The organism is Lacibacter cauensis (assembly GCF_007830055.1).
GTDB classification, from domain to species: Bacteria; Bacteroidota; Bacteroidia; order Chitinophagales; family Chitinophagaceae; genus Lacibacter; species Lacibacter cauensis.
In genome coordinates, this window is record NZ_VLLE01000002.1 from 265,613 (window position 1) to 289,142 (window position 23,530).

General features: G+C 42.8%; 21 protein-coding genes, 1 tRNA gene and 1 other RNA gene. 13 read left to right on the forward strand and 10 right to left on the reverse strand.

Annotated features, from left to right (window positions below; translation table 11 throughout):
- Window positions 1-122 precede the first annotated feature (122 nt).
- Window positions 123-1,556 carry a type III PLP-dependent enzyme domain-containing protein gene (locus tag IQ13_RS01200; protein WP_144883694.1) on the forward strand — a complete coding sequence of 478 codons (1,434 nt, stop codon included), beginning with the start codon at window positions 123-125 and terminating at the stop codon, window positions 1,554-1,556.
- A gap of 67 nt (window positions 1,557-1,623) precedes the next feature.
- Here the strand turns inward: IQ13_RS01200 and IQ13_RS21440 are convergent, their stop codons facing one another.
- Window positions 1,624-2,136: a T-complex 10 C-terminal domain-containing protein gene (locus IQ13_RS21440; protein ID WP_199758145.1), complete on the reverse strand. Its 513-nt coding sequence runs from the start codon at window positions 2,134-2,136 to the stop codon at window positions 1,624-1,626.
- A 60-nt stretch (window positions 2,137-2,196) separates the two neighbouring features.
- Between IQ13_RS21440 and IQ13_RS01210 the strand changes: the two genes are divergently transcribed.
- The gene (locus IQ13_RS01210) at window positions 2,197-2,649 is read left to right on the forward strand and encodes a hypothetical protein (RefSeq protein ID WP_144883696.1); all 453 of its coding nucleotides are present in this window, start codon (window positions 2,197-2,199) and stop codon (window positions 2,647-2,649) included.
- A gap of 54 nt (window positions 2,650-2,703) precedes the next feature.
- On the opposite strand, the gene IQ13_RS01215 is transcribed toward IQ13_RS01210, so the two are convergent.
- Both IQ13_RS01215 and IQ13_RS01220 read right to left on the reverse strand, forming a co-directional pair.
- On the reverse strand, window positions 2,704-3,954 hold the full coding sequence (locus tag IQ13_RS01215) for a hypothetical protein (protein WP_144883698.1): 1,251 nt from the start codon (window positions 3,952-3,954) through the stop codon (window positions 2,704-2,706).
- A gap of 142 nt (window positions 3,955-4,096) precedes the next feature.
- On the reverse strand, window positions 4,097-4,528 hold the full coding sequence (locus IQ13_RS01220) for an Hsp20/alpha crystallin family protein (RefSeq protein WP_144883700.1): 432 nt from the start codon (window positions 4,526-4,528) through the stop codon (window positions 4,097-4,099).
- Between the two features lie 207 nt (window positions 4,529-4,735).
- On the opposite strand from IQ13_RS01220, the gene IQ13_RS01225 reads away from it, so the two are divergent.
- Together IQ13_RS01225 and rnpB are read left to right on the forward strand one after the other, a co-directional pair.
- Entirely contained in the window at window positions 4,736-5,152 is a 417-nt protein-coding gene (locus IQ13_RS01225) for a BrxA/BrxB family bacilliredoxin (protein ID WP_144883702.1), read from the forward strand.
- Window positions 5,153-5,222: 70 nt separating this feature from the next.
- Window positions 5,223-5,577: RNase P RNA component class A (rnpB, locus tag IQ13_RS01230), an RNA gene on the forward strand.
- 40 nt (window positions 5,578-5,617) lie between these two features.
- Here rnpB and IQ13_RS01235 read toward each other — a convergent pair.
- The 6 genes from IQ13_RS01235 to IQ13_RS01260 form a co-directional block, all read right to left on the reverse strand.
- Window positions 5,618-6,127: a DinB family protein gene (locus tag IQ13_RS01235; RefSeq protein ID WP_158637275.1), complete on the reverse strand. Its 510-nt coding sequence runs from the start codon at window positions 6,125-6,127 to the stop codon at window positions 5,618-5,620.
- A gap of 111 nt (window positions 6,128-6,238) precedes the next feature.
- Window positions 6,239-7,939: a S8 family peptidase gene (locus tag IQ13_RS01240; protein WP_144883706.1), complete on the reverse strand. Its 1,701-nt coding sequence runs from the start codon at window positions 7,937-7,939 to the stop codon at window positions 6,239-6,241.
- Between the two features lie 167 nt (window positions 7,940-8,106).
- Entirely contained in the window at window positions 8,107-9,633 is a 1,527-nt protein-coding gene (amaB, locus tag IQ13_RS01245) for an L-piperidine-6-carboxylate dehydrogenase (RefSeq protein ID WP_144883708.1), read from the reverse strand.
- Window positions 9,634-9,779: 146 nt separating this feature from the next.
- The gene (locus IQ13_RS01250; RefSeq protein WP_144883710.1) at window positions 9,780-11,681 is read right to left on the reverse strand and encodes a TonB-dependent receptor plug domain-containing protein; all 1,902 of its coding nucleotides are present in this window, start codon (window positions 11,679-11,681) and stop codon (window positions 9,780-9,782) included.
- Between the two features lie 432 nt (window positions 11,682-12,113).
- A complete protein-coding gene (gene topA, locus IQ13_RS01255) occupies window positions 12,114-14,726 on the reverse strand; it encodes a type I DNA topoisomerase (protein WP_144883712.1) in 2,613 nt (870 codons plus the stop codon).
- 190 nt (window positions 14,727-14,916) lie between these two features.
- On the reverse strand, window positions 14,917-15,759 hold the full coding sequence (locus tag IQ13_RS01260; protein ID WP_144883714.1) for an alpha/beta hydrolase: 843 nt from the start codon (window positions 15,757-15,759) through the stop codon (window positions 14,917-14,919).
- Between the two features lie 65 nt (window positions 15,760-15,824).
- On the opposite strand from IQ13_RS01260, the gene IQ13_RS01265 reads away from it, so the two are divergent.
- The 5 genes from IQ13_RS01265 (at window position 15,825) to IQ13_RS01285 (ending at window position 20,179) form a co-directional block, all read left to right on the forward strand.
- A complete protein-coding gene (locus IQ13_RS01265; protein WP_144883717.1) occupies window positions 15,825-16,592 on the forward strand; it encodes a Rossmann-like and DUF2520 domain-containing protein in 768 nt (255 codons plus the stop codon).
- Window positions 16,593-16,616: 24 nt separating this feature from the next.
- Complete coding sequence (locus tag IQ13_RS01270) at window positions 16,617-17,141, forward strand: KdsC family phosphatase (RefSeq protein ID WP_144883719.1); 525 nt, start codon at window positions 16,617-16,619, stop codon at window positions 17,139-17,141.
- Window positions 17,142-17,267: 126 nt separating this feature from the next.
- On the forward strand, window positions 17,268-18,212 hold the full coding sequence (locus IQ13_RS01275) for a geranylgeranylglycerol-phosphate geranylgeranyltransferase (protein WP_144883721.1): 945 nt from the start codon (window positions 17,268-17,270) through the stop codon (window positions 18,210-18,212).
- A complete protein-coding gene (locus tag IQ13_RS01280) occupies window positions 18,212-18,778 on the forward strand; it encodes a Maf family nucleotide pyrophosphatase (RefSeq protein ID WP_144883723.1) in 567 nt (188 codons plus the stop codon). The genes IQ13_RS01275 and IQ13_RS01280 overlap by 1 nt, the downstream gene beginning before the upstream one ends.
- Before the next feature lie 132 nt (window positions 18,779-18,910).
- Window positions 18,911-20,179, forward strand: a complete 1,269-nt coding sequence (locus IQ13_RS01285) for a DUF2851 family protein (protein WP_144883725.1) — start codon at window positions 18,911-18,913, stop codon at window positions 20,177-20,179.
- Here the strand turns inward: IQ13_RS01285 and IQ13_RS01290 are convergent.
- Complete coding sequence (locus IQ13_RS01290; protein ID WP_144883727.1) at window positions 20,169-20,573, reverse strand: OsmC family protein; 405 nt, start codon at window positions 20,571-20,573, stop codon at window positions 20,169-20,171. The two genes, IQ13_RS01285 and IQ13_RS01290, sit on opposite strands and share 11 nt — an antisense overlap.
- Before the next feature lie 101 nt (window positions 20,574-20,674).
- Here IQ13_RS01290 and IQ13_RS01295 point away from each other — a divergent pair, with 101 nt between their 5' ends.
- The 4 genes from IQ13_RS01295 (at window position 20,675) to IQ13_RS01310 (ending at window position 23,506) form a co-directional block, all read left to right on the forward strand.
- Window positions 20,675-21,496, forward strand: coding sequence for a hypothetical protein (locus IQ13_RS01295; protein WP_144883729.1), 822 nt, complete (start codon window positions 20,675-20,677; stop codon window positions 21,494-21,496).
- A 30-nt stretch (window positions 21,497-21,526) separates the two neighbouring features.
- Entirely contained in the window at window positions 21,527-22,456 is a 930-nt protein-coding gene (gene lipA, locus IQ13_RS01300; RefSeq protein ID WP_144883731.1) for a lipoyl synthase, read from the forward strand.
- Between the two features lie 7 nt (window positions 22,457-22,463).
- The gene (locus IQ13_RS01305) at window positions 22,464-23,414 is read left to right on the forward strand and encodes a phosphodiester glycosidase family protein (RefSeq protein ID WP_144883733.1); all 951 of its coding nucleotides are present in this window, start codon (window positions 22,464-22,466) and stop codon (window positions 23,412-23,414) included.
- Window positions 23,415-23,432: 18 nt separating this feature from the next.
- Window positions 23,433-23,506: transfer RNA gene (locus tag IQ13_RS01310), tRNA-Pro, on the forward strand.
- Window positions 23,507-23,530: the final 24 nt, after the last annotated feature.

The window sequence follows — 23,530 nt, forward strand, 5'->3', positions numbered from 1 at the left end:
GCTTTTGGTTTTTGCAACTTTTCTTCTTTGGAAGACGCTGAGTCTTGTTGTATGGGTTGTTCAAAAAATCTTCCTGCCCCTGCATTTAAATTTACAATAAGTTTGTGCAAAATTTCCCAAAGGTGACACAAGACCAACGCTCGTTTCAACTTAGCAATCAAACCTACAACGACCTCGTACATCAAACATTTAACTTTCCGCAGGAAGGATTTGAATTAAAAGATGGTTACCTCCAGTTTAACGGACTTGATGTAAAAGCTTTGATTGACAAATATGGTACCCCCATGAAGCTGACTTATCTGCCCAAAATTGGTATGCAGATCAAGAAAGCAAAAAAGATGTTTGACGCTGCATTTAAAAAGCATCGCTACGAGGGTAAATACTTTTATTGTTATTGTACCAAGAGCAGCCATTTCTCATTTGTGGTAGAGGAAGCATTGAAGCATGAAATTCACCTGGAAACTTCTTATGCTTACGATATCGAGATCATTAATAAACTCTATCAGAAAAAGAAGATCAATAAAGACATTCAGATCATCTGCAACGGTTATAAGCAAAAGCATTATATCGCACGCATTGCTAAACTGCTCAACAGCGGGTTTAAAAATGTAACGCCCATACTCGATAACAAAGAAGAGTTACAGCAATACAAGAAAACCGTAAAAGTTCCTTTTAAGCTTGGTATACGTGTAGCAGCAGAAGAAGAGCCTACATTTCCTTTCTACACATCACGCCTTGGTATCCGTGCAAGAGATATTCTTGAGTTTTACGTAGATAAAATCGAAGGCAACGAAGATCGTTTCCAGTTAAAGATGCTGCACATCTTCTTGAACAAAGGCATTAAAGATGATATCTACTACTGGAGTGAATTGAATAAGGTAGTAACACTCTATTGCCAGTTGAAGAAAATCTGTCCTGAGCTGGATTCAATTAATATCGGCGGTGGATTTCCGATTAAGCACTCGCTTGGTTTTGAGTACGATTATCAATTCATGATTCATGAAATTGTGTCTACCATCAAGAAGACCTGTAAAAAAGCAGGTGTGCCGATGCCGAATATTTATACAGAGTTCGGCAGCTTCACTGTAGGCGAAAGCATGGCGCATATTTATTCTGTACTTGGTCAGAAAACACAGAACGACCGGGAGAACTGGTACATGATCGATTCTTCATTCATCACCACCTTACCTGATACATGGGGTATTGGCGAAAAGTTTTTGATGTTGCCCATTAACAAGTGGGAGAACGATTATCAGCGTGTGGTGTTAGGTGGTATTACCTGCGACAGTCATGATTACTACGATTCGGAAGAGCATATCAATGAAGTGTTTCTTCCCAAACTCAACGGTAACGATACACAGGAGCCATTGTATGTAGGTTTCTTCCACACCGGTGCCTACCAGGATCAAATCAGCGGATACGGCGGTATTAAGCACTGTATGATTCCTTCGCCCAAGCATATTATTGTAGGGCACGATAAAAACGGCAAGCTGGTCGATTGGGTGTATGCCAAAGAGCAAACCGCACAAAGCATGTTGAAGATATTGGGATACTGATCATCTTATCTCAAAAGCAAAGCCCCGACACTTACGGTCGGGGCTTTTTTATGTTCACTTCTATACCTTACAAATTAGGGTTGGTAGTACGGCTTGGACGTTTACCACCATTTTGAGGCGTGTTGTTCGGGTATTGCGGATACGAAGGATACTGGGGATATTGATTCGGATAGTTTCTTACATTCCGGTCGTTCCAGTTTCTATCATCGTGATCGCAATCATGTCCTTTCTTGCCTCTGCCTTTCGCATAATCCCTTGCATGACCACCATAAATTTTCTTTGCCTGTCCGGGAGGCAGGTTGCTGCGGTGGTTGCAGTTATCGTAGTTACGATTGTTACGGGGATAACTCATTGTACCATTCGGATAACGCACTGCACCATCGGGATAGCGTGTTGTGCCATCGGGGTATTGTATGGTACCGTCGGGCCATTGACGACTACCATCTTGTCGAATTACCGGCCTGTTGGATGTATTGCCGAAAATGTTACCATTGCGTGGAAACAATTGTGCCGAAGCTGAAGTGCTCACAACAAGCATCATCAGGGCTATTGACCATTTGTAGAATTTTAAGTTTGCCATAGTCGGTAAGTTTTTATCCTTGTAATCCAAACAACCTGCCAAACATTAAAACAACCACATATGCGCCTTTTTCTTACGCTTTCTTTAACAGTGCTGTACAGTTTAACGTTCAAAGCACAGAGTACAGAAGATTCTGTAAAAGCTGTTGTTAACAATATGTTTGCAGCCATGAAGAATGCCGATTCTGCCGGATTAAAAAATTCATTTTCAGAATGGGCGGTATTGCAAACCATCAGCCGTACAAAAGAGGGGCAAACAATAGTGCGCACCGATAATATTGATGCGTTTGCATCCTTTGTTGGAAAAACAATGAAAGGCGATGCCGATGAACGCATCACATTTGGAGCTATTCATATTGATGGTGCATTGGCAAGTGTATGGACGCCTTACCAGTTTTATTTGAAAGGAACATTCAGCCATTGTGGTGTGAACTCGTTCCAGTTAGTAAGGGTGAATGCTGTATGGAAAATTCAATACATTATTGACACAAGAAGAAAAGGCGATTGTAATTGATTGCAACCTATCACTATAAACAAAAGGCCGATGAAATTTCATCGGCCTTTTCCATTAATTTTTTCTTGAACGGTATTTGCGGTTTACTTTTTTGCTTTCAAAGTACTTGGCTGCTTCCTTTGGATCGTCGATATTAATTTCATCTAAAGGAACATCGATCAGCTGTTGTTGAATCTGTTTCAGATCAGCTTTCATTTTTGCAGTTTTTGCAACTATATCCGGATCCTTCTCACTCAATAACCCATTTTCCTGCAGAATGTATTCCAAACGGCGGATGCTTGTACGCACCAGTGATACTGAGTTCTGATCGTTTACTTTATTCGGCGAAACGGCTTCCTTCACCGGTACCAATGTTACACCAACTGCCGGTAGTACACGTCCCACGTTTTTTTGTTCTTCATTCTTTGATGTACTGAGGATTGTTCCCGCCAAAGCAGAGGAAGAAGAAGTCATATCAAACGCAACTCTCGAGTTTCTTGTTTTCTTAATTTTTCTATCGAGTGTTCTGAACGTAAACTTCAACTGAATAATGTAGCGGTTATAATCGGTTACCAGTTTATCGTATTCCTGTTTTTTGAGTGGATAGTTAATTGCGTCTCGTACAACAACACGAACAACTGCAGTGTCTTTGTTACGGAATTTATCAGCACCAACAAATAACAGGCGTACTACTTTTACTTTGCCACTGTCATTATCCTTCACAAAATCGTAAGGAACGAACCAAACAAATTCATCTTTACATTTTGAAATCTGGTATTCTGGTTTAATGGGAAGTGAGCTTTCGAAGTTGATATATTCGATCGGGAAGTTTCCGTTTTCGCAGTTGAGTGAAATTCTTGCTGTGTCGCCTTCATCCACTGTAATCGATGCAGAAACAGAAGGTCTTATTTTCGACTGAATAATTTCTGTATTGAAGAATACAATCGTGAACAAGGTATCTGTTTTGTCGGCCGGGTTATCCAGGCTTTGCACACCTAACTGCACTTTGTATTCTACATCGTACTTCAACCTGCCCGAAAGGAAATAAGCCTTTTCTGCTTTAAAGGTGAGTGTACCATTGTCTTTGTTAATACGTAAGCCAACAGGCGAATTTTTCAGGTACCAGTAATAGTTCTTTTGCTCTTTGTTTATTTCGAGCTTGTAGGAGAGCGAACTGTCTACGTGTACTGTAAAATAAGGATTCAGGTTACGGATACGCAGAACGGTATCAGTAGCCGGATGCTGGATCGTTGTGTCGGTAACTTCCTGTGCCTGGCTCTGCAGGAAAAGGAATAAAATTGTTACAAGGGTTAAAAGAGGTTTCATGCTGATGCGTTGCGAAGATAACCATGTCTGTTGAAACAGCTGTTAAGAGAATGAAAAAGCCCGTTGTAAAAACAACGGGCTTACCCCTGCCTGAGGCCAGGCAGGAAAACCAACTGCTATAAAAACAAGCTTTATGTAGCTATTACTGTATTTGAATTGTTTTTACCGGTTGCTGCACATCTGCTTTTTTAGGTAAAAACAGTTTCAGCAAACCATTTTCATATTTCGCCTGAATGGCTTCTGTATTAATTTTTTCATCAACAGTAAAGCTGCGTTTGAAACTTTGTGCGTTAAATTCACGACGAACAACTTTCACATCATCGCTCTTTGTTTCTTCTTTCTTCTCGTAGCTGATCGTGAGTAAACCTTTATCAACCGATACAGTAAAGTCTTCTTTATTGCGTCCGGGTGCATTTACTTCCAAATGATAGGCATCGTTTGTTTCAAGAATATTTACTGCAGGTGAAAACAGATTATTAACTGTTTTGCCAAAAGCAGGCAGCTCGTTGAAAAGCTCATCAAAAATGTTATTGATGTGTTTCTGAGCGGGGCTGTGCAATTTTACCATTGTCATAGTATTAAAGTTTATTTGTTTTTAAATGATGAAAGGGAATGATCAAAGCGTGTTCCAGCAGCAAATTCTACGACTTGATTACAGAATGCGTAAAGTTTTTGCGACAAAAAGTCTGTTTTCTTGTAATGTGTCTGTCAAAAATTCTTTTTTGTTCGATTGGACTTGTCTTTCCTGTAGCTTTGCAGAAATTTATAAATCAATTCAACTATGTATCCAGCAGAAATAGTAATGCCCATGAAGGGAGAGATGACTGAAGGAGGATTCGAAGAATTATTATCGTCCGAAGCAGTAGATAATGCACTTACGCAAAAAGGTACCAGCCTTGTATTCATCAACTCAGTGTGTGGTTGTGCAGCAGGTAGTGCAAGACCAGGTGTTTTAATGGCTGTCAATAACAGCACAAAGCGTCCTGATCATTTATTGACCAGCTTTGCAGGCTTTGATATTGATGCAGTGAAAAAGATTCGTGAGCATTTGTTGCCTTACCCTCCAAGTTCACCTGCAATCGCTTTGTTTAAAGATGGTCAGTTGGTGCATTTTATTGAGCGCCATAACATCGAAGGTCGTCCTGCACAAATGATTGCGCAGAACCTGATTGGTGCATTTGAAGAGTTTTGCAATTAATTGACTCCATTGAATGTTTATCGTATCCCTCAACTCCGGTTGGGGGATTTTTATTTTGTAGCTTTGCCGAACTGTATTCCAAGCTATCGTTCACGCCTTGGCGTGAGAGGAAAGTCCGGACAGCACAGAGCAACGTACCGGTGAAGAGCCGGGTCCTGCATTTTTTGCGGGAACAGAAAGTGCCACAGAAAATAACCGCCTTGCTGCAAAGCAGGGTAAGGGTGAAAAAGTAGGGTAAGAGCCTACGGGTTATAGCAGTAATGTTATAGCGGGGTAAACCTTTCGTGCTGAAATGCCACATAAACCGTCGCTTGAGGGCTGCTCGCCCGATGACGGAGGGTAGGCAGATTGATCCCGAAGGGTAACCTTCGGGACAGATAAATGATAGCTCTCGACAAAATCCGGCTTACAGGTGTACAGTCTTTTAAAACATCAGGCCCCGCTTAGAAACGGGGCCTGACCTTTTTAGAGATATCGTTCTTCCATAATTTTTTTATGGTGCAGAAAGTGCCCGAGTGTTACAAAGCCTATTGCATTAACAGTAATTGAATTGTTATTGGCAATGCCGCTTGTCATGAGCTCTTTTTGCGAAAAGCTGTTGTAAAGAAGTTCGCTGCTTTTGCGAACAGCCATAAACTCGTCGCAAAGCGATTGCAGGCTGCGTTTACTTACATCGGCAATAGCTGCATATTCATTTTCATCAAAGCCGCTTAATGGAGCAGGGCTTTGCCGTGCAAACCATAAAGCACGGTGTGTAAAGATGCGCTCGGCATCAATCATATGTTGGAGTAACTGCTTCACCGTCCACTTGCCTTCGGCATAAGCATAATCGGCTTTTGCTTCCGGTATTGAACGCAGAAAGGATTCCAATATACGTTCCTGTTGTTGTATGGCTGCAGACAGATCATCTTCCTGTACCTGCATTACATAGTTGTGGTAAAATGAAGCATAGTCGTTGGTGGTTGGTCTTGGCATGATAAAAGGTTTTTTGTGGAGCAGATAACGCAGTATGCCTGCGTACATTGCCCGTATAAAATGTAAACATAAAAGAAATCCCGCTTTTCAGCGGGACTTGATTTTTATCGGTTAACCTTTTTTCGTTTTCTTAACTTTTGGTTTGGGCTGAGGTTTAGGCGTTGGTTTGCTTTCCTCTTTGCGTTCGCCTTTAAGCGTAGCTGCAACCTTCACCGCTTCGTACGCATTAATTAAACCACCAGTTCGGCTGAAGTTTGCAAAATCTTCTTTTTCATTTTCAGTGCCAGGCTTGGTAACCTGCATATGTGGATTTTGTGCACCTTTTTCAATACAATATTTTACCTGCTCCGGAGTAAGATCGGGGTAGTATGAAAGAATGAACGCAGCTAAACCTGCCACGACAGGACTGGCCATACTGGTGCCTTGTGCAAAGCCATACGTGTTACCACCGGGAATGGTTGAATAAATTTTTACACCGGGTGCAAATACATCCACTTCATTTTTGCCATAGTTACTAAAGTCAGCTGCAAGGCCACCTGTTTTCGGATCGCCGCTTGCACCAACAGTAATAAAATTACTGGCTTTCATTTTTGTATCGGCAAAGTTGGGGTTGGGGTAGTTTTCTGTGCTGTCAACATTCTTACCATCGTTACCTGCTGCATGCACCAGTAATACACCTTTGCTTTGTGCATAGCGTACAGCATCATCAACCCACTTCTTTTGTGGTGAAAAACTTTTACCAAAACTCATGTTGATGATTTTTGCACCATTGTCAACTGCATAGCGAATCGCTAATGCAATGTCTTTATCGTGCTCATCGCCATCGGGTACTGCACGAATGCTCATGATGCGAACGTTGTTGGCAACACCATCTACACCTATACCGTTGTTACGTGCAGCAGCAATAATGCCGCTTACATGTGTACCATGAAAAGGTGTGCTGGCCATTACATCGCCGTTGCCATAAAACCGATCATTGAAATCGTAATAATTATCCTTTACAATTTCGCCACGGTAATCTTTAGGAGCAGATACCGATGCTTCGGCTTTCTTTTCCTGGCCTTTGTAGTAACTGCTGAATTCTTCTACGATGGTAGTGTTGGTTGCATCCATCATATCAAAGCCTTTAAACAAAGAAAACATGGTTGATTTTGCATCGGCTTCTTTAGAATTTGCTGGCTTGAATGTAATGAGGTCGTTACCTGTATACTCCGGTTTAAAGCGCAGCTTTAAAATACTGTCGGAAGGAATTGTTTTGGTGTACAGTCCACGCAGAAACAGCACTTGCTGTTGTGCTTCGGTTGAACCATGCTCAATATCACCTTGTGCTTTTTTGAAAATGCGGTACTCTTCTTTTTCAATAGGAGAGAGTTTACTTTCATCTACTTCGCCACTATATTTCTTCTTCAATGCGTGGTATAAGCGTGCTGCTTCGTAGGAATCTTCTTTTACGTTACGGCCATCTTTACCGCCCAGGAAGTTCCAGCCATAAATATCATCTACATAACCATTCTTGTCATCATCAATACCGTTACCCGGTATTTCTTTTGGATTACGCCACAAAACCGGTTTCAGGTCTTCGTGCAAGGTATCGATACCGCTGTCGATCACCGCTACAATCACGGTTGTGCTTTTACGGTTCTTTACAAATTCAAATGCTTTATCCATACTGATGCCGTAGAAGCCATCAGTTTGCTGGTCTTTTAAATGCCAGCCTTTCAGCTGATCGTCTTTTACGGAAGTTTGTGCAAACGTAAAGGCAGATGTTAGGGCGAATACGGACGAAACAAGCAACACTTTTTTTAACTGCATAATCAATATCTGTTTGTTTTTTCGAAACGGTAAAATTGCAACATGCGGCGCAGAAAAACATACCGTCTGACCACATTTTACTGCATTTTACAATATTTGGCGCTGTCAGTTCTTTACCTGACTCTTTTTAGTCGTTTTATACGCTTGGATGGGTTGTTAATACTTGCTTAAAGATCGAATTTAATACCCTGTGCCAACGGCAGATTATTGGAATAGTTGATGGTATTGGTTTGGCGGCGCATGTAATTCTTCCATGCATCGCTGCCGCTTTCACGACCACCACCGGTTTCTTTTTCACCACCAAATGCGCCGCCAATTTCGGCACCGCTTGTACCAATGTTTACATTGGCTATGCCGCAATCGCTGCCTGCTGCAGACAAAAACTGTTCTGCTTCACGCAGGTTCAGCGTCATGATCGATGATGATAAACCCTGCGGCACTCCATTTTGAATGGCAATGGCTTCATCAACTGTTTTGTATTTCAGCAAATACAAAATAGGAGCAAAGGTTTCGTGCTGTACAATGTTGTAATGGGGTTGTGCTTCGGCAATACAAGGTTTTACATAACAACCGCTTTCGTAACCTGCACCTTCGAGTACGCCGCCTTCTACAATAAAATGACCGCCTTCTACCTTGCATTGTTCAATGGCATGCAGATAATTTTTTACTGCATCTGTATCAATGAGCGGACCAACATGGTTGCTTTCATTCAGCGGATCACCAATGCTCAACTGCTTATAAGCAGCCACTAATTTTTCTTTTACTGTATTGTAAATGCTTTCGTGAATAATCAACCGACGGGTGGTGGTGCAACGTTGTCCGGCTGTACCAACTGCACCAAACAATGCACCACGGATAGCAATATTCAGATCAGCATGTTCGCTGATGATGATGGCGTTGTTACCGCCGAGCTCCAATAAACTTCTGCCCAAACGTTCGCCTACAGCTGCACCTACCGCTTTGCCCATGCGTGTGCTTCCTGTTGCAGAAACCAACGGCACTCTTGCATCATGGCTCATCCATTCACCAATTTCTCTGCCGCCCTGTATCAGGCAACTCACACCTTCGGGCACATTGTTCTTTGCAAACACTTCGGCAACGATATGCTGACAGGCAATGCCGCACAACGGTGTTTTTTCCGATGGCTTCCAGATGCACACATCGCCACAGATCCAGGCCAGCATGGTATTCCAGCTCCATACAGCCACCGGAAAGTTAAAGGCCGAAATGATGCCCACAATGCCCAATGGATGCCATTGCTCGTACATGCGATGGCCGGGACGTTCGCTGTGCATGGTTAAGCCATGCAGTTGGCGGGAGAGGCCCACCGCAAAATCGCAGATATCGATCATTTCCTGCACTTCGCCATAGCCTTCCTGTAAACTCTTGCCCATTTCGTACGAAACTAAACGGCCGAGCGGTTCTTTTTTTGCACGCAAAGCTTCGCCAATCTGCCGCACCACTTCACCACGCTTTGGTGCAGGCCAGCTGCGCCATTCGGTAAATGCCTGTTGTGCTTTTGCAATTACCGCTTCGTACGAAGCTTTATCGGCTGCGGTTACGGCTGCAATTTGTTTTCCATCAACGGGAGAGGAGGAGGTGATTTTTTCGCCGGCAGAAGCAAGCCAGTTGATTCCTGTAGAAACACCCTGGTTCATTTCTTTAATGCCAAGCTGCTGAATGAAGTTATGCATACGATCAATCGTTTTTGTGGCTGCAAATATCCAGAAAATACTTTGCAAAACAGGAAAGGGGCGGATTATTAACCCACCCCTTTCAAAGAGTTACTCATATGTAAGATGCTTCAGCCCATCCCCGGAGGGGATAAACATGCAGAAGTTTATAAATTCACTTTTACACCACCCATTACCCAACGTTGCGGCATAACGCTTCCCAACAGATCGCTGTAACGTTTGTTGAAAATATTATCGACCTGCACAAACACTGCCAGTTTATTTTTCAGCAAAAACAAATCAACACGGGTGCTGAGTAAGAAATAATCTTTACTGATGGGAACAAAAGGTGAAGCAATCGGCTGTGCTCTTCTGTTTTTGTATAAACCATTTACGCTAAATCCAAGTTTCTTATAACGGTAGATGACGTTGAAGTTGATTAACTCTCTTGCATGGTTCGAAACATACAAGGATGGAACAGTGTCGCTGCTGCGGCTGCGCATCCAGATGAAACCAAGTCCGCCTGCCAACGAATGGTCATCTGTGAACTGGTGTGTATACTGCACATCGGTTTCAATACCGGTTGTATTTACTTTGTTGATGTTACTTGTCAGCAGGTAAGTGCCGCCTGGTGTAAGATTAACCTGGCGTGGCATCGTAGCGTACGGAGTAGTCACATAATCGATCAAATCGTCCTGGAAACGTTCGAACCAGGTTGTAGAAAGTTTGAATGAAGGTGTAATAAAATAATCTGCACCAAATTCATAACTGAACGATGTTTCGGATGTAAGATCGGGATTTCCGATGCGTTGGCCTGATGGAACAGGATTACGCTGGTAGTTATTGAAACGTTCGGTGAAATCGGCATCTCTGGTAGTACGTCCTAAACTTCCTCGGAATAAAATTGATTCCATGCGGTACGAAGCATTCAGTTGCGGAATAATTTCCCAGCCGGAACGCTCATTCCAGTCTACACGAAGAGCAGGATTCAATTGTAAATTCTCCCCGATTTTTTGATTGAGTACTACAAATGCACCGGCGTTTGATACTTCATGATTGCCACGATCGTTTGAAGTAATCTTGCGGCTGATGAACTGTACACCACTGGTGATACTGCTTTTATCGTTGATGGTATAATCGTGTATGGCTAAACTCTGGAATAGCGATGAGTTGTTGACGTTTGGACTAACAGCTTTGCGAAAGCGATACACATCATCGGCCTGTTTATAACCTGCATCAAACGAAAAGCGGTGTTTGTTTTTTTGATATTGCAGTTTGAAGTGATGCCAACGGCTTACCACTGCTTCTGTTGCACTATCGCTCAGGAAAGTAGTATAAAAATTCTGTGCATTGAAAGCACGGTCATCGTAACCAAAGCGATAAGCTACGCTTGTGTTTTCGTTCAATTGTTGTTTGATGGATGCAGAGATGGTTGTAAGATTGAAATAACCTTTGGTACCACGCAATGGCTGGCCTTTTGCATTATTGGTTAACACACCAACAGAAGCTGTTGTGTTTTCTTGATGCATGGAAATGCCGGCCTGCGTATTAAACAAACCATAATCACCCGCAGTAAGTTGAGCATTTATTTTATGTCCGTTGCTTTGTTTTTTTGCTGCAAAGGTTTTGCTGATGATGTGTACAACTCCACCAACTGCTTCTGTACCATAGATAGCAGATGAAGCGCCTTTTAAAATTTCAATACGGTCAATTTCAGCAGGAGAGATGGGGATGTACGAATTGAAATGCCCAGTCAGCGGATCGTTTAAACGGATGCCGTCGAGTATAACAAGCACTTGTTGAAACGTACCACCACGAATAGTAATATCGCCTTGTGCGCCCATGGGCCCACGGCTTTGTACTTCCACACCCGGAACATAACGCAACAGTTCATCAATAGACTGTACCGGTAATTTCTGCAAAGCATCGCCTTTAATAATTAAAATGTTGCGACCGGTTTTCGATGCGCTTACCGGCGTAAGTGAAGCAGTAATGGTAATTGGATCTAATTCAATTTCTTTTTCCTGCGCAGTACTGTTGGAAAAAACACCCAGGAGTGCGAGACTCATGAGTGAAAGTTTTTGAAAGTTCATTTCGTTAGTAGGTTGATAATCGGCGCAAAGATATAGGCAGGACGAATGGAAATGACTGTTTTTTCGCAATGAAAAGTTATACCCAAAATGATGTTCGCAACTAATGAATGAGTGTTATTGCAAATGCAAATTGTATATTCTGTTAGTGCAATCGGTTGAATGTTTAATGCGGTTCAACTTTAATCACACAAAGGGAAATTCAGTATTGCATATGCTGTTGTTTGTTTAGTAAAACAGTGAAAAATAATTCTCGTCATATCGACGAAGGAGATATCTCTTTGCACTTCGTTGTTTAAGACGAAAAGGTATAATTGATCACTCTTTAAATAGTTGCTGAGATAATTTTTGGAGTTGTCTCCTTCGTCGACATGACGGCAAAAAAAAGCCCCGATTTAATCGGGGCTTTTTTTATTTCTTCTTAGCTGCTTTCTTCGGCGCCGCTTTTTTCCCTGCAGCCTTCTTTGGTGCTGCTGCTTTCTTTTTTGTAGCTGCTTTTTTTGCTGCGGCTTTTACCTGTTTGGTAAAGGCGCCCGGCACCTGTGCTTCAATCATCTTCTTAATATCTTCAACCGGCATGTTGGCTACTTCTTCGGTTGTATATTTTTCGCCGTCTTTCTTCTTGTCAATCTTCAGCATCTTTTTGCCAAATCGGATAAACGGACCCCAGCGTCCATTCTCCACAGCAATATTTTCATCGGGCCAACGTACAATAAAACGATTGGCTTCTTTCTCCACTTTTGCTTCAATCAACTCATTAATATCACTCTGCGAAAGATTATCAAAATCGTAACGCTTTGGTACATTAATAAATAAGCCATCCCATTTAATAAACGGACCAAAACGTCCTTTGCCTTTTGTTACCGGTTTGTTTTCAAACATCGCAACAGGTGCATCGGCAGTTTGTTTTTCTTTGATGAGTTCAATGGCACGATCCATGGTTACATCCAATGGCTCTTCGCCACGTGGAATAGAAATAAACTGTTCGCCAAATTTTACATAAGGTCCAAAACGTCCCACATTCACACTTACTTCTTCGCCTTCGTATTCACCAAGTGTCAACGGAAGCTTGAAGAGATCCATGGCTTCTTCGTACGTAATGGTTTCAATACTTTGGTTTTTGCGTAAGGCAGCAAAACGAGGTTTCTCTTCTTCACTTGCATCGCCAATCTGGACCATGGGTCCAAAGCGACCCATACGGGCAACTACTTTTTTACCACTTACAGGATCGGCTCCCAGTTCACGCTCACCTTTAATCCGTTCTGCAGTTTCAATGGTATTATCTACATCTTTTTTAAACGGCTTGTAAAACTCCTGCAGCATTTTATTCCACTTCAGCTTGCCTTCGGCCACATCATCAAACTCACTTTCAATTTTGGCGGTGAAGCCATAATCCATAATATCATCAAAGTGCTGCTTCAAAAAGTCGGTCACAACCAAACCTAAATCACTCGGGAAGAGTTTCGATTTTTCTGCACCGGTGTTTTCACGTTCCATGCTTTTATTTACTGTATCATTCTTCAGTTGCAGTACACGAAAATCACGAACGGTTCCTTCTTTATCACGCTTTTCTACATAACCTCTTTTTAAAATCGTAGAAATCGTAGGAGCGTAGGTTGAAGGTCGGCCAATACCCAACTCTTCTAATTTTTTTACAAGTGAAGCTTCTGTATAACGGGGAGCAGGACGGGTAAAGCGCTCTACCGCATTCATTTCAGTCAAAGGTAAAACCTGGCCCACCGTTAATGGAGGCAACATACCTTCCTGTGTTTCGTCTTCGCTTACTTCGTCATCGTCTTTATCTTCACGGTATACTTTTAAAAAGCCATCAAACTTCAGCACTTCACCTTCGGCTTTTAATTCTTCTTTATTGGTAGAAATGGAAATGTTTGCTGTGGTGCGTTCCAGTTCTGCATCTGCCATTTGGCTGGCCATGGTCCGTTTCCAGATGAGTTCGTACAAACGCTTCAGATCCGCATCATCCACTGTTGTGTTCTCCATGTAGGTTGGGCGGATGGCTTCGTGTGCTTCCTGCGCACTTTCGTTTTTGTTTTTGTATTTGCGGAACTGGTGATACCTGTCGCCATACATGCCTTTGATCGTCTTTGTAAGATCAGCCAACGCTGTATCGCTCAAATTCACACTGTCGGTACGCATGTAGGTGATCTTACCGCTTTCGTACAGCTTCTGCGCCAACTGCATGGTTCGGCTAACACTATAACCCAGTTTACGGCTTGCTTCCTGTTGCAGGGTAGATGTGGTAAACGGAGGTGCCGGTGATTTTTTACCCGGACGCACCTGTATATCGGCCACTTTATAAGTAGCGCCTTTACAGCTGTTCAAAAATTTTTCTGCATCTTCTGCAGCATTTTGTTTCTTGCCTTCAGCCTTAAAGGTTACGTTCCGGTTACTGAGATCTTTTGCTGTAAACAGCGCTTCAATTTTAAAAGTAGAAGTGGCAGCAAATGCATTGATCTCCCGTTCACGTTCTGCAATTAAACGCACAGCCACACTCTGCACACGGCCTGCGCTGAGGTTGTTGCGCATGCTCATCTTACGCCACAATACCGGGCTGAGTTCGAAACCCACAATACGGTCGAGGATGCGGCGTGCCTGCTGGGCATTCACCAGATCCATGTTTACGGTACGTGGGTTCTGCACCGCTTTCTGAATAGCGGGCTTGGTAATTTCGTGGAAAACGATACGTTTTGTTTTATACGGATCGAGGCCCAACACTTCGCACAAATGCCAACTGATGGCTTCTCCTTCACGGTCCTCATCCGTTGCCAGCCATACTTCGTCACTTTTTTTGGCCAGCGATTTCAGGTCTTTTACCACCTTTTCTTTTTCGTCGGGGACAATATAACGGGGTTCGAAATTGTTGTTTACATCAATGCCCATCTCGTCTTTTTCCAGGTCACGGATATGACCATAGCAACTCTTTACCTCAAAGTCTTTCCCGAGGATTTTTTCAATCGTTTTTGCTTTGGCAGGGCTCTCTACTATCAATAAATTCTTCGCCATAATTAGGTTCCACAAGCCGGTTTTTAGCGGACATCGGCGGCACAATATTATAAAATGATTGATAAATGCAAGAAAAGAAGGAAATAATGGATAAGGGATAATGGATAATGAATAATTGAAAATCAGGTGAAAAACTGAACTTAATTGCTTGAACGACACAACAAATGATGTGGAAATGGTCACTTATCCATTACAAAAACTCCATAATCGCCTTCTTCACTTTATTATCCCTGTAAATCCGTCGGTGGCCTAAACCTTTGGTGAGCATGAACTGAAAATTGGGGTGATTATCCTGCTTTACTTTTTCTGCATCAGTCCATGGGGTTACGTCATCGTCTTCATCGTGAATCCACAATACGTCTGCTTTAATTTTATTCGCTGCGTGTCGAACAGAAATTTTATCGCTGGTATGTCCGCTCTTTTCAAAAATGATTTTGCGCATTTCTTCTTTCACCTCTTCATCAATGTTCAACACCGCAGCAAAACTGTTCAATGCACTTTCTGTTTCAGTAGCAGGAGCAATTAACACCAGTTTCTTATTTTCCTGGTAAGGTTGTTCTTCCATAAATAAAGAAAGGGCCAGTCCGCCAAATGAATGTGCAATAAACGAATGAATGGGACCAAAGCGTTCGTACACTTTTTTAATGGTATCACGGTATTGGTACACGTTAATGGTTTTACCATTGCTGTCGCCATGTGCGGGCGCATCAAACGCAATTACTTCATACCCTTTCTTCACCAACGGCATTACAAAATGATCGAACTTTTTTACGGTAGATGAAAAACCATGCAGGATCAGCGCCTTCTTTGGTTGCGGATGATTCCAGCGGTAACCAACCAGGTTGTACTGTTCCACTTTTAAATGCAGTTTCTCCGCTTTTTCAAAAAGGGCGGGCGCCTTCTTTTTATTGGAAGTGTAAGGTGTGCAGAATAATTCAAATGCTTTTTCTGCTGCTTTGCGTTTCGATAATTTCGCAAAGATGTTGAGTTTGGTGCGGTAATAACCAATTACTAATTTCTGGGCGAGTTTCATTTTTTTGCAGAGGATGGTTTACTTTGTTGCAAATTACTTCTTCCTTACCACTAACGCTTAATTGTATGAAAGTAATCCTGCTCGGATCGGGTAATACTGCCACTGTACTGGCTAAAATGATTGTAAAAGCCGAACATGAAGTCGTGCAGGTGTGGAGCCGCAACTTCGATCATGCCAAAGCGTTAGCTGCCAAAGTACATGCACAGGCTATTGCAAGTTTAGATGAGCTTACCAGCGAAGCTGATATCTGCATTATGGCCGTTTCCGACGCCGCCATACCACAGCTGGCCAAGCAATTACACCTGCGCAGAAAAATTTTGTTGCACACTGCCGGTTCGGTCAATAAAGATGTGCTGCGCAACAGTTCGCCCAACTATGGAGTGCTGTATCCGCTGCAGAGTTTGCGCAAAGAAATGCTGGTAATGCCGCAGTTGCCTTTTTTAATTGATGGTAATTCGGATGAAGTAAATGCACTGTTGGAAGATTTTGCCCATTCGCTTTCAGATAATGTGGAGTTTGCCGATGATGCTGCAAGACTGAACATGCACCTGGCGGCAGTAATGGTGAGCAACTTCACCAATCATTTATATGCATTAACCGAAGATTATTGCAACGACCGTGGTCTCGATTTTAAGCTGCTGCATCCGTTGATTATTGAAGTGGCCTGCCGTTTAACGCAGGGCCATGCAGTAGATATGCAAACGGGTCCGGCACGCAGGGGCGATGAAGAAACGATCCAAAAGCATTTGCTCTTGCTGGAAATTGATGAACACCTACAGGATCTGTACCGGGAACTTTCAGAAAGTATTCAGAAACTGTACCGGAAAAAATAACTTCTTCTGCCGTAACATTGTGGTATGAATTTGCTTGAACGTTTTGCCCGCATCAACACTTTTGTGTTTGATATGGATGGTGTGCTTACCGATGGCTCACTCATCATCATGCCCGGTAACGAACACATCCGCACCATGAACATTAAAGACGGTTATGCTTTGCAGTTAGCTGTAAAGAAAGGGTATAACGTGGCTATTATTTCGGGCAGCATCAGCAAGCCTTGTGCAGAGCGCTTCGAATACCTCGGCATCCGCAATGTATTTATGAAAGTGAAGGATAAGGAAGAAGTGCTGGCACAATTTCTTTTGGCCAATCACTTACAGTGGGAAGAAACTTTGTTTATGGGCGATGATATACCCGACCTGGAAGTAATGAAGCTGGTAGGTTTATCGGCTTGCCCGGCTGATGCCGTGCCGGAGATCAAAGCAGTTTCTACATTTATCTCCTCCATCGACGGTGGTAAAGGTTGTGTGCGTGAAGTAATTGAAAAAGTACTGAAGCTGAATAACGATTGGGTGGTGGACGCACAAAGTGTAAGTGCAAAGTAAATCAAACAAAATGCAGGTTACGGGTTAAGTGTTATGCGTTGAAAGTAAACGCACCCGTAACACTTAACTTTTAACGCATAACTTAATTCCCCGATTCCGACCTATCTTCACAGTACAAATAAACAGATGCAAAAGCTCGCCGATTTTTTTAAACTTGTCCGTTGGCCCAATCTTGTTTTTATTGCCTTAACCCAGGTGTTGTTTTTCTATTGCGTGGTGGAGCCGGTGTTGTTTGGCGATCTGCACATGGCAAGAGAATATCATACGTTGTTCTGGATTTTATGTGTATCGTCGGTATTTATTGCTGCTGCCGGTTATGTGATCAATGATTATTTTGATTTGAATATTGATCTTGTAAACAAGCCGGGCAAAATGGTGGTAGATAAAACCATCAGCCGCCGCTGGGCTATTTTCTTTCATATGTTTTTTTCGTTTGCAGGTGTGCTGATGGGTTTTTATATTGGTCTGCAAAACGGCAACTGGCTCATCGGCTTTGCCAACATGGGCTGTGTGTTTGTATTATGGTTTTACAGTACTACGTTTAAAAAGAAACTGCTTACAGGTAATATTCTTATTTCGTTGTTAACTGCCTGGGTGGTGTTTGTGGTGTATCTCCTAACTGTTCATCAGCAGATCGATCTGTTGCATCCGGTTCAGCCGGGTTCACATCAAAAATTATTACGTCTTGCATTACTGTACTCCAGCTTTGCATTTATTATTACGCTTATTCGTGAAGTAGTAAAAGATATTGAAGACATGGAAGGCGATGCAAAATATGGTTGTAAAACCATGCCAATTGTGTGGGGTGTTTCGTTTTCGAAAGTGTTTGTAAGTATCTGGCTGGTTATTTTACTGGTGTTGTTGATTGTGGTATTGTTTTACGTTCTGCAGTTTGGAATGTGGGTGGCTGCTGCGTATAACCTGCTGTTGATTATACTACCTTCTGCATATGTGATGAAGCAATTGCTGAAAGCAAATAAAACAGCCGATTTTAGCAGCCTCAGCAAATGGATCAAAGCCATCATCTTTACCGGTATTCTTTCCATGATTCTGTTTAAATTTTTTGCCTGATGGAACGGATAATCCTTGCATCAAAATCGCCAAGACGAAAACAATTGCTCGAATGGGCTGAAATTCCTTTTGATGTAATGGTAAAGGATACAGATGAAATGTATCCTGCATCACTGTCAATAGACCAGGTGCCGGTGTACATTGCCCGCAACAAAGCACTGGCGGTAAAAGAAGAGCTGAGCCACGACCGGTTAATTCTTGCTGCCGATACAGTGGTTGTATTGAATGGCAAAGTGATTGGTAAACCCGTGAGCAAAGAAAATGCAATTGCAATCTTATCGGAGCTGTCGGGACAAACACACGAAGTAATTACGGGGGTGGTGCTGATGCGGGATGATGCTGAAATTGCTTTTGCTGATATAACAGAAGTGGAGTTTCACAAACTATCGCTGCAGCAGATAGAGTTTTATGTAAACAAATACAAACCCTACGATAAAGCCGGTGCGTACGCCATTCAGGAATGGATTGGTGTGGTGGGTATTAAACGGGTAAAAGGTGATTTTTATAATGTGATGGGATTGCCGGTGAGCAGGGTAATGAAGGCGATAATGGAATTTGAAAATTAGTTCAATTTAAAAATTTGAAAATGGGGGGCTGTCTATTTCAGCCTCCCATTTTGTTTATAGAAGTATTGACGAAACGGAAGAGTTTTTCTAATTTTCAAATGATCAAATTCGCACATTCTCAAATTGCTGCTAATGAACGAACACCTCCTCCAATACATTTGGCAACATTTGTACTTCAACAAAGAAGAACTGCAAACTCTACAAAACGAACCGGTACAGATTATCTACCAGGGCAGCCGCAACAGCAATCAGGGGCCCGATTTTTTAGAAGCAAAAATCACTATCGGCACGGTTACATGGGCGGGTAATGTGGAGCTGCATATTAAAACCAGCGACTGGATAAAACATGGCCATACAGGCGATGCACATTACAACAATGTGGTATTGCACGTGGTATATGAAAATGATACAACAATCAACAACAACGTACCGGTGCTGGAATTAAAGAACCGTATCTCCAATAACCTGCTTGGGTATTACAAACAGTTGATGGAACAAAACAGTTTTGTTCCCTGCAGTAAGCAACTGCAACATGTCAACGAACTGGTTTGGCAAAGCTGGAAGGAGCGAATGCTGGCAGACAGGTTACAGCAGAAAAGTGATCGTATTCAACAACTGCTGCAGCAAACCAACCGGCATTGGGAAGAAACCTTTTGGCTATTGCTTGCACGCAATTTCGGCGGACCGTTAAATGCTGATGCGTTTGAACTGATTGCGCAAAGCCTGCCGGTAACACTGCTCGCCAAACGCAAAAATCAAATTCACCAACTGGAGGCATTGTTGCTGGGGCAGGCTGGTTTACTCAACGGGGCTTTTACAGAAGATTATGCCATCATGCTGCAGAAGGAATATCGTTTTCTGCAAGCAAAACACAAGCTGCAATCCGTAATAAGGCCCTTACAGTTTTTGCGGATGCGTCCATCCAATTTTCCAACCGTCCGGTTGGCACAGCTGGCCATGCTAATTCATCAGTCCAGTCATCTCTTTTCAAAAGTAACAGAAGCGAAAACCGTGGAGCAATTACGAGCTATGTTCGATGTTACGGCAAACGATTACTGGCATTATCATTATGTCCTTAACGAAGCAGCTTCTTTCAGGAAAAAACATGTGGGCGAAGTAATGGTTACGAACCTGCTCATTAATACGATTATACCATTACTGTTTGTGTATGCACAGGAGCAACACAACAATCCATTAAAGGAAAAAGCAGTGCAATGGCTGCAGCAATTACCAAAAGAAAAAAACAGTATTACAACGAAGTGGGAAGCCGTTCATGTGCAGCATCAATCTGCCTTCGATTCACAAGCGTTGTTGTATCTCAAAAAGACGTATTGCGATAGCAGGCATTGTTTGCAATGTGCCATCGGCAACAGCTTGTTGAAAAAACAAGTTACCAGTTAAATACTACGTTTTGTTCAATTGCAGGATCGAGGCTTTTTGCAACAGGGCAGGTGAGTGCTGCATTTTGTAAAATGGTCCGTTGCTTATCATCGAGCTGTAAACCCGCTGGTAAAATAAACTTAACATCAACTGCACCAATACGGCGTGGCTCCGATTTCATGTGCTTCAGAATTTCGATTTTCGTTCCTGTTAAATCGATCTGCATATCCCTTGCTTTAATGCCCATAATCGTCATCATGCAACTGCCGAGTGCGGTTGCTACAAGGTCGGTAGGTGAAAAGCGTTGTGCCATTCCCTGGTTATCGAGCGGAGCATCAGTTTCAACAACCGATTGGCTGTATAAATGGGTTGCTTCAGTACGTAATTCGCCTTTATAAACAATAGAGGAAGTCATCTGTTATTAAATTATTGGTAAAGAAAACCTGCGCAAGATACCATAATGCGTTGGTATTCGTTTAAAGTGTAAATTTACGTTGAAACAATAAATTCAGGCTTGTGAAAAAAGTAGTCCTCAGTTGCTCATTCCTGTTAGCTGTCCTCGTTTCGTTTGCTCAAAATACCGACCGTCGTACAGAGCGTGATGCTAAAAAAGAAGCACGCCGCCAGAAAATAGATAATCTCATTCGTCAGCAGGAAGAAGGTGCGTTGATTTTTAATAAACAAAGTGTGTTTGGCTTACGCCTTAATACTGATGGCTGGGGATTGCTGTACGAAAAAGGTTATATGAAAGACGCCAACACGGCGAACCTCTTTGCTCTTGAGTTCAACGAAAAAAAACATCCCAAAGAAAAAAAGCTCAACAACGTTTTAAATAACAACGGTTTTTTACAGTTAGGTAATCCCTATGTGTATGGAAAGCGCAACAGCTTTTACCAGGTAAAACTTTCTTATGGTCAACAACGCATGCTGGGTGCAAAAGCCAATAAAAACGGGGTAGCTGTACATGCCATTTATGGCGGCGGATTTTCAGCCGGCCTGGAACGTCCGTACTATGTGCGTATACAGGATCCGGGTCCCAATGGATCAAGAGATATTAAATACTCCAAGGCCGATAGCGCTTCTTTCCTGGAGCCCGGTAATATCATCATGGGCACAGGTTTGCGTCATGGGTGGAACGAGCTGAAATTCGTGCCCGGCGTGCATGCAAAAGCTGCTCTTCGGTTCGATTATGGCCGCTTTAACGAAACTGTTGCCGCTATTGAAATTGGCATGAACCTCGAAGCCTACAGCCGCAAAGTAGAAATTATGCTGTTGAACCCTGCACAGCAGGTGTTTTTCAACGGTTATATTGCTATCCTGTTTGGTAAACGAAAGTAGCCTAACTTTGCCCCTCATTTAGTTGAAATTATGCAGGAAAGTATTGTGAATGATGCTGCCGCAGAGCAGAAGCCGAAAAAGCCGGATTGGTTACGGGTACGTTTACCCATAGGCGAAAGTTACCGTCATGTACGTAACCTGGTTGATAAGAATAAACTACACACTATTTGCGAAAGCGGTAACTGTCCGAACATGGGCGAATGCTGGGGCGAAGGCACCGCAACGTTTATGATTTTGGGCAATACCTGTACCCGCAGCTGTGGTTTTTGTGCCGTGGCAACAGGCCGTCCCGACCCCATTGACTGGGATGAACCGCAACGTGTAGCAGAAGCCATTCATTTAATGAAGGTGAAGCACGCCGTACTTACATCGGTTGACCGTGATGAAATCAAAGATGGGGGCAGTATTATCTGGTACAACACCATCCGTGCAGTAAAAGCATTGAACCCCGATACAACACTGGAGACATTGATTCCTGATTTTAAAGGACAGATGGAGAACGTGCAGCGCATTGTAGAAGCACACCCGGAAGTTGTATCGCATAACATTGAAACGGTAGAGCGTTTAACACGCCAGGTGCGCATCCAGGCAAAGTACTGGCGCAGTATGGATGTGTTGCGTTACCTGAAAGAAAATGGTATGCGGGTGAAGAGCGGTATCATGTTGGGTTTGGGCGAAACAAAAGAAGAAGTGGTACAAACATTACACGATTTAAAGAATAACGGGGTAGATGTGGTAACAATTGGCCAGTATCTGCAACCCACCAAAAAGCATTTGGCGGTACAACGTTTTGTACATCCTGATGAGTTTGCGGAGTACCGTGAAATCGGGTACACGATCGGATTGGATTATGTGGAGAGTGGTCCGCTGGTGCGTTCAAGCTATCACAGCGAAAAGCATGTGATCCCCGGATTTGGTAAAGCCAAATGGGAAGAAGAGAAGGCGAATTTTATAGCTTAGATCTTTTATGAAGAAAATAATTCTCGGAGCAGTGTTGTACACCATCACTGCTCCTTTTTGTTTAGGGCAAGTGAAATGGACGAATGTTGATTCCCTGTTTGGCGCATTGCCTTCATCTGTGCATGTATTTACAACAACAGATTTAATTGAAGGCAAGCCGAATATTGCTTACTATGTTCTTGCCGATTTGAAAAATCGAAAACTAAACTTTACCACCGACACAACCTATCAACGTCGGTTTACACCGCAACAGTTTTATGAAAAGAACCAACAGCCCTTGCTGGTGGTGAACGGAACTTTTTTTGATTTTGCAACGAACAGGAATTTGAATGCAGTGATCAAAAATGGCAAACTGGTTTCATACAATGTGCATTCAACAGCATTGAAAGGAAAAGATACCATGCTGTACATGCATACGTTTCGTTCGGCTATAGGTATTACTAAAAAGCGGAAAGCTGATGTGGCGTGGTTGTATACGGATTCATCGGCAAGGTTTGCAAAGGCCTTTCAACAAGTGCCCGGCTTTTACAAAGATTATTTACCTGCAGTAATGAATAAAACCTTGCAAAACCAATCTGTTAAATGGAAGATGCAATCAGCCATTGCCGGTGGTCCTGTATTAATTCAAAATGGGAAAGTTGATGTGAGTAATAACGAAGAATATATGTTTATCGGCAAAGCCATCGACGATCAACATCCCCGCACAGCCATGGGTTATACGGCTGATGGTAAACTTATCATTTTAGTTGTGCAAGGCCGCATGCCTGGTATAGCAGAAGGCGCTTCTCTAACACAACTTGCAAAACTTTTGCTCGATTTGGGTTGCGTGGAAGCATTGAATCTTGATGGTGGCGGTAGCAGTTGCATGCTGGTTAACGGCAAAGAAACCATCAAACCCAGCGATAAGGAAGGACAGCGTGCCGTGCCTGCCGTGTTTATCATCGAAAACAAAAAATAAATAATTTTATTCCTCATTCGGGATGTAGCGCAGCCCGGTAGCGTGCTTCGTTCGGGACGAAGAGGTCGCTGGTTCGAATCCAGTCATCCCGACAACTATTTGCCCCTTAAATGGGG

Coding starts and splice junctions, on each gene's coding strand:
- IQ13_RS01235 (WP_158637275.1), bottom strand. CDS start 6,127: ATGCCAAGACCAACCACCAACGACTATGCTTCATTTTACCACAACTAT.
- IQ13_RS01270 (WP_144883719.1), top strand. CDS start 16,617: ATGAATTTGCTTGAACGTTTTGCCCGCATCAACACTTTTGTGTTTGAT.
- IQ13_RS01240 (WP_144883706.1), bottom strand. CDS start 7,939: ATGCAGTTAAAAAAAGTGTTGCTTGTTTCGTCCGTATTCGCCCTAACA.
- amaB (WP_144883708.1), bottom strand. CDS start 9,633: ATGCATAACTTCATTCAGCAGCTTGGCATTAAAGAAATGAACCAGGGT.
- IQ13_RS01260 (WP_144883714.1), bottom strand. CDS start 15,759: ATGAAACTCGCCCAGAAATTAGTAATTGGTTATTACCGCACCAAACTC.
- lipA (WP_144883731.1), top strand. CDS start 21,527: ATGCAGGAAAGTATTGTGAATGATGCTGCCGCAGAGCAGAAGCCGAAA.
- IQ13_RS21440 (WP_199758145.1), bottom strand. CDS start 2,136: ATGGCAAACTTAAAATTCTACAAATGGTCAATAGCCCTGATGATGCTT.
- IQ13_RS01220 (WP_144883700.1), bottom strand. CDS start 4,528: ATGACAATGGTAAAATTGCACAGCCCCGCTCAGAAACACATCAATAAC.
- IQ13_RS01215 (WP_144883698.1), bottom strand. CDS start 3,954: ATGAAACCTCTTTTAACCCTTGTAACAATTTTATTCCTTTTCCTGCAG.
- IQ13_RS01265 (WP_144883717.1), top strand. CDS start 15,825: ATGAAAGTAATCCTGCTCGGATCGGGTAATACTGCCACTGTACTGGCT.
- IQ13_RS01225 (WP_144883702.1), top strand. CDS start 4,736: ATGTATCCAGCAGAAATAGTAATGCCCATGAAGGGAGAGATGACTGAA.
- IQ13_RS01280 (WP_144883723.1), top strand. CDS start 18,212: ATGGAACGGATAATCCTTGCATCAAAATCGCCAAGACGAAAACAATTG.
- IQ13_RS01250 (WP_144883710.1), bottom strand. CDS start 11,681: ATGAGTCTCGCACTCCTGGGTGTTTTTTCCAACAGTACTGCGCAGGAA.
- IQ13_RS01285 (WP_144883725.1), top strand. CDS start 18,911: ATGAACGAACACCTCCTCCAATACATTTGGCAACATTTGTACTTCAAC.
- IQ13_RS01210 (WP_144883696.1), top strand. CDS start 2,197: ATGCGCCTTTTTCTTACGCTTTCTTTAACAGTGCTGTACAGTTTAACG.
- IQ13_RS01275 (WP_144883721.1), top strand. CDS start 17,268: ATGCAAAAGCTCGCCGATTTTTTTAAACTTGTCCGTTGGCCCAATCTT.
- topA (WP_144883712.1), bottom strand. CDS start 14,726: ATGGCGAAGAATTTATTGATAGTAGAGAGCCCTGCCAAAGCAAAAACG.
- IQ13_RS01290 (WP_144883727.1), bottom strand. CDS start 20,573: ATGACTTCCTCTATTGTTTATAAAGGCGAATTACGTACTGAAGCAACC.
- IQ13_RS01305 (WP_144883733.1), top strand. CDS start 22,464: ATGAAGAAAATAATTCTCGGAGCAGTGTTGTACACCATCACTGCTCCT.